A 4,813-nucleotide genomic window follows, 5' to 3' on the forward strand; every position below is an offset into this window, starting at 1 on the left:
CGCCATCGACGCCATTCGTGACCACAAAGCCGTCTACCTGATGGCCGTCGGCGGTGCCGCTTACCTCGTCGCCCAGGCGATCAAGAAATCCAAAGTCGTGGCCTTCGCCGAACTGGGCATGGAAGCGATCTACGAGTTCGAGGTCAAGGACATGCCGGTCACGGTTGCCGTCGACAGCAACGGCGAGTCCGTCCACATCACTGGCCCCGCGATCTGGCAGAAGAAGATCAGCGACAGCCTGGCGGTGGAAGTGCAGTAAGTTACTTCCGGTAATGCACGATATGAAGAACCCGGCGAAAGCCGGGTTTTTTGTGAGCGTTTGAAGCGGCCCATTACGTGAACAGCTGGAAGACAACCAACGCTCCGATTCACTTCTGGCGCGATTCGCACTGACCGGGCGGCTGCCAGCATTGGTTCGTCCATGACTGGCAACGCGTCACCTACGGTGTTTCAGCGCTGCCTCCAGGCATTCCAGAAAGATCTGAACACGGCGCGGAATCTGGTGGCGTGTGGGTAATACGGCGGTGATCACCAGTTGCTCGGGTAATACGTCTTCAAGCTCCACGGCACGCAGGCTGCCCTGAGCGACGTCATCACGTACATCCCAATACGTGAGCAGCGCCAGGCCCATCCCTTGTTTGCAGGCGGTGCGGACTGCTTCGACACTATTGGCTGAAAACATCCCCTCCCCTTTGAACAGCACCGCTTCGCCATCCCGCACAAAGGGCCAGTGCGGCATTCCCTGTAATCCGATGCAACGATGGTGATGAAGATCGTGAAGGAGGCGGGGCAAGTCGTGCTCAGCGAGATAGTCCGGGCTTGCGCACAAGATCCGTGGGTTGTCGGCCAGTGGACGAGCCACCAGGGTCGAATCACGCAATGTGGCTATGCGAATCGCTACGTCGATTCCCAGCCCCACGATATCGACAATGCTGTCAGACAGATTCAGGTCGATCCGCAGCGCCGGATGTTCGCTCAGAAGTGTCGGAATCAGCGGCATTAGAACGCTTTGTCCGAACACGGTAGGGGCCGTCACCTTCAATACGCCGCTGACCGACCCTGCCCCTGTCTTCAGCGTGGCTTTGGCGGCCGCGCTGGCTTCGAGCAGCGTGTGGGCGAATGGCAGAAACGTCTCGCCCTCGGGCGTCAGCGAACTCGAGCGCGTCGTTCGGTGCACCAGCCGGACGGACAACTCCTGTTCGAGCGCTGCCAGCCTGCGCGAAATGGCCATGGGAGAGACTCCCAGGCGTCTTGCGGCACTGGACATGCTGCCGCTTTCGACAATGACCGCAAAGGCCTCGACGTCAGAAATTTGCATGGTTCGTATCCGTTTCCGTTAAGGCGACTTATCTGTTCAGCCAGGTTTTACGCAGCTTGTTAACGCCCTAATCTACCTGGACCTGCTTTAAAGGCAATCCAGACCGAGAGGAAACGCACCGTGCTGCCTTCAACGATTCTAACGCCTTACGATATTGCGGCCTGCTCCTTGAAGAACCGTTTCGCCGTAGCCCCCATGACACGTGTCAGCGCGTCGGAACACGGGCACGCGACGCCGGAGATGGTCCGCTATTACGAACGCTTTGCCCTCGGCGGCTTTGGACTGGTCATTACCGAAGGCATCTACACTGACCAGCAACACTCGCAGGGTTACGCGTTCCAGCCAGGCCTTACCGATGACGCACAGGCTCACGCGTGGCAAGCCATCACGGACAGCATTCACCAGCATCAGCGCAAGGTCTTTGCCCAGATCATGCACGCCGGAGCGCTTAGCCAGGGCAACCGTTTTGTCGACACTCCGGCCGCCCCTTCGGCGTTACGTCCCAAGGGAGAGCAGATGGCGTTCTATCGCGGTGAAGGGCCTTATCAAGTGCCCCGTGCGATGACCGAAAACGACATTGCCGATGCTATCGAAGGCTTTGCTCGAGCAGCAGCGCTGGCGGTCAATACGGCGGGCTTTGACGGGCTCGAGATTCACGGTGCGAACGGCTACCTGCTCGATCAATTTCTGACTGACTACACCAATCAGCGTAACGATCGCTGGGGCGGCGGCCTGGCGCAGCGGATCGAGCTGATCCTGGAAGTGGTCAAGGCCGTGAAGGCTGCGGCAGGAAAAGTGCCGACAGGCGTGCGAATTTCTCAAGGCAAGGTCAATGACTTTGAACACAAGTGGGCTGAACAGGAACGCGCCGCAGAGATGATTTTCGGCTCACTCCGCGAGGCAGGCGTCGACTTTATTCATGTCACCGAACACGACGCCTGTAAGCCTGCGTTTTCCGAAGGGGGCGCCAGCCTGGTTGAACTGGCGCGTCGCTATGCACCCGCGACGACGCTGATCGCCAATGGCGGTCTGCATACACCAGAGCAACTGTCCCGCAGCCTGGACGACGGCGCCGATGTCATCGCAATCGGGAAAGCCGCACTGGCCAATCCCGACCTGCCCAAACGACTGGCCAGCGGAATGCCTCTGGCTGATTTCGATGGTTCGATTCTGGGCCCCATCGCCAATATCAAACAGGTTGAGCTGACAGCGTCCTGATCGCGAGGTAGAAGCGGACAGCAACGTCCGCCTCTACCTGAATGGACAGACGAGGGCTCTAGCCGCGCCTTACCGCTGACCGCTTCTCCAGAACTTGAAGGCAACGACCATCAGCCATGCACCCACCAAAACGCATAGCACCGACGTCGGCACCGAACCAAAGGTTTCCTGAAACGCCGGAAGCGCGCGGGCTCGATACGTGCGTTCGATCACTTCGCCATTGAGAATCGAGACAGCCCTGTAGAACGACGCCAGACCGAGACACGCGATGATCACGGCCAAGACCCTGATCAGGAAAGCGCCTCCCCCGCTTAAATTTTTCATCGACTCCCCGGATGTCCGTCCAGAACATTGTTCGCGACTGCCGCCCCGCAATATCCCGGTATCTGTGGCTGGCCGGAATCCAATAACGAAGCGGCTTCTGCCAATACCTGCTGGCTCAGGATTTACTTTTTCTGAGGTACGCCACGTAACTCGCTGACAAACTTGTCAATGTCGGGCGAGAAGTTCACGTTGATGGCGCGCCAGCCGTTCTTGCCGTTATACATCTGCACTTTTAACCCCATCGGCTTTTGGGCGTAGTTCAGTACGTAATTCAAGACGCTATAGCGCGTGCCAAATTGCTCTTCCCGATAAAGGCTCGCATCCAGGAAGTCGCCCGTGTCCTTGAACTGCTCCTGCAGCTGTATGGCAAAGCCGTCCAGCATCGGGTTGGACTCGTTAAGCTTTTCATCGTACTTGCTCATGGCGCGGAACATCGCTTTGATGTCTTTCTTGCCGACGCTCTCGATGACAGCCTCGGGGATGCCGTCGTAGGCATTGGCCGTATCCTGGGCCTGGGTAATGCTGGCGTGGAGTAGCATGAACATGGGCAGAGCCAGGTAGCGGATACGCATGCAGATTCCTTAGAAATTGGTTGAGGCGTTTTATGTATCGGCGGTGAAAGGCGTTGCTTTACAGGAATGGCTGATGGGGGAGCGACGCTGCTCAATGGCTGATGCTTGGCCTGGGCAACGGCGTGGGCTGGAAGGAGGTGCGTCGGCGGGTGGCAGGTTATAGGTTTCAGGTTCCGGGAGCGTTGTTGGGACTTGGAAGGTTGGGCGCGTTTGAGTGGGTGGGGGCTGCTGTCGGCCAATTGGAGTCATTCGGTGATGACATCAAACCGTCGAGACGTGCCTACAAAGTCGGATGCGATTCCCTTTCTCTTCATGAGGCCTTAAGGAAACTCTGAAGAAGCCCCCCAAACTTGGCAGAATGCCTGATCTCAACCGCCGAGACGCCTGATGAAGCAGATGACCTTCGCCGACGCCGAGTACGCTGGCAAACGCAAGCAAACCCGTAAAGAGCGTTTCCTGATCGAGATGGATAAGGTCGTGCCCTGGAAGGGATTGATCAATCTGATCGAGCCTCATTACCCCAAGGGCGAAGGTGGCCGTCCCGCCTATCCGTTAATGGCGGTGCTGCGCATACATCTGATGCAAAACTGGTTCGGCTACAGCGATCCTGCGATGGAGGAAGCGTTGTACGAAACAACAATCCTGCGCCAGTTTGCGGGATTGAGTCTGGATCGGATTCCCGATGAAACCACCATTCTCAACTTCCGGCGCGTGTTGGAAAAACACGAGTTGGCAGAGGGGATTTTGCAGGTCATCAACGGCTATCTGGGTGATCGTGGTTTGATGCTGCGCCAAGGCACCGTGGTCGATGCGACGATCATTCACGCGCCGAGTTCAACCAGGAACAAGGACGGCAAACGTGATCCTGAGATGCATCGTAAGCGCTCCATAAACCCCACCGATCTTAATATGGCTGGCGCGGTCAGCTAAGCGATGCGGGTGAGCAGTTCCATGGCAGCAGAGCTTCGTAGTCTGCTACAGACGAGGCGTGCGGCAGGCGTTCCAGTGCGTGGCGCAGCCACGCATAGGGCTCTTGGCCGTTGGCTTTAGCGGTCTCGACCAGGCTGTAGAGTTGAGCACTGGCCGTCGCGCCCTTGGGCGTGTCGCTAAACAGCCAGTTCTTTCTTCCGATCACGAAGGGGCGGATCGCGCGTTCAGCGGCGTTATTGTCGAGCGGCAGGTAGCCTTCCTCGACATATCGCTCCAGCTTGCTCCAGTTACTGGCGAGGTAACTGATGGCTTTGCCCAGAGCGTTCTGAGCAGTGACCTGTGGCTGCGTCTTTTCGATCCAACTTTTCAACTGAACCAGTATCGGCAGGCTTTGTTCGTGACGACCGATCTTACGTTCAGCGTCGCCGCAAGCCTTTAGGTCGCGTTCGAT

General features: G+C 57.7%; 7 protein-coding genes. 3 read left to right on the forward strand and 4 right to left on the reverse strand.

Going from position 1 to position 4,813, the window contains the following annotated elements; all coding sequences use genetic code 11:
• A partial coding sequence (locus tag BZK31_RS14965) for a fumarate hydratase C-terminal domain-containing protein (RefSeq protein WP_208617205.1) occupies positions 1-259 on the forward strand: 259 nt, incomplete at its 5' end.
• Between the two features lie 177 nt (positions 260-436).
• Here BZK31_RS14965 and BZK31_RS14970 read toward each other — a convergent pair.
• Complete coding sequence (locus BZK31_RS14970) at positions 437-1,318, reverse strand: LysR family transcriptional regulator (RefSeq protein ID WP_083183736.1); 882 nt, start codon at positions 1,316-1,318, stop codon at positions 437-439.
• Between the two features lie 120 nt (positions 1,319-1,438).
• Between BZK31_RS14970 and BZK31_RS14975 the strand changes: the two genes are divergently transcribed.
• The gene (locus tag BZK31_RS14975) at positions 1,439-2,536 is read left to right on the forward strand and encodes an oxidoreductase (RefSeq protein WP_083183737.1); all 1,098 of its coding nucleotides are present in this window, start codon (positions 1,439-1,441) and stop codon (positions 2,534-2,536) included.
• A 69-nt stretch (positions 2,537-2,605) separates the two neighbouring features.
• Here the strand turns inward: BZK31_RS14975 and BZK31_RS14980 are convergent, their stop codons facing one another.
• Both BZK31_RS14980 and BZK31_RS14985 read right to left on the reverse strand, forming a co-directional pair.
• Positions 2,606-2,860 carry a hypothetical protein gene (locus tag BZK31_RS14980; RefSeq protein ID WP_167377970.1) on the reverse strand — a complete coding sequence of 85 codons (255 nt, stop codon included), beginning with the start codon at positions 2,858-2,860 and terminating at the stop codon, positions 2,606-2,608.
• Between the two features lie 122 nt (positions 2,861-2,982).
• A complete protein-coding gene (locus BZK31_RS14985; RefSeq protein WP_083183739.1) occupies positions 2,983-3,432 on the reverse strand; it encodes a hypothetical protein in 450 nt (149 codons plus the stop codon).
• Between the two features lie 387 nt (positions 3,433-3,819).
• Between BZK31_RS14985 and BZK31_RS14995 the strand changes: the two genes are divergently transcribed.
• Positions 3,820-4,362, forward strand: a complete 543-nt coding sequence (locus tag BZK31_RS14995) for an IS5 family transposase (protein ID WP_279628802.1) — start codon at positions 3,820-3,822, stop codon at positions 4,360-4,362.
• Here BZK31_RS14995 and BZK31_RS15000 read toward each other — a convergent pair.
• Positions 4,355-4,813 (reverse strand): IS66 family transposase (locus tag BZK31_RS15000; RefSeq protein ID WP_157900744.1); only part of this gene is annotated, 459 nt, incomplete at its 5' end. The two genes, BZK31_RS14995 and BZK31_RS15000, sit on opposite strands and share 8 nt — an antisense overlap.

The organism is Pseudomonas floridensis (assembly GCF_002087235.1).
GTDB lineage: Bacteria > Pseudomonadota > Gammaproteobacteria > Pseudomonadales > Pseudomonadaceae > Aquipseudomonas > Aquipseudomonas floridensis.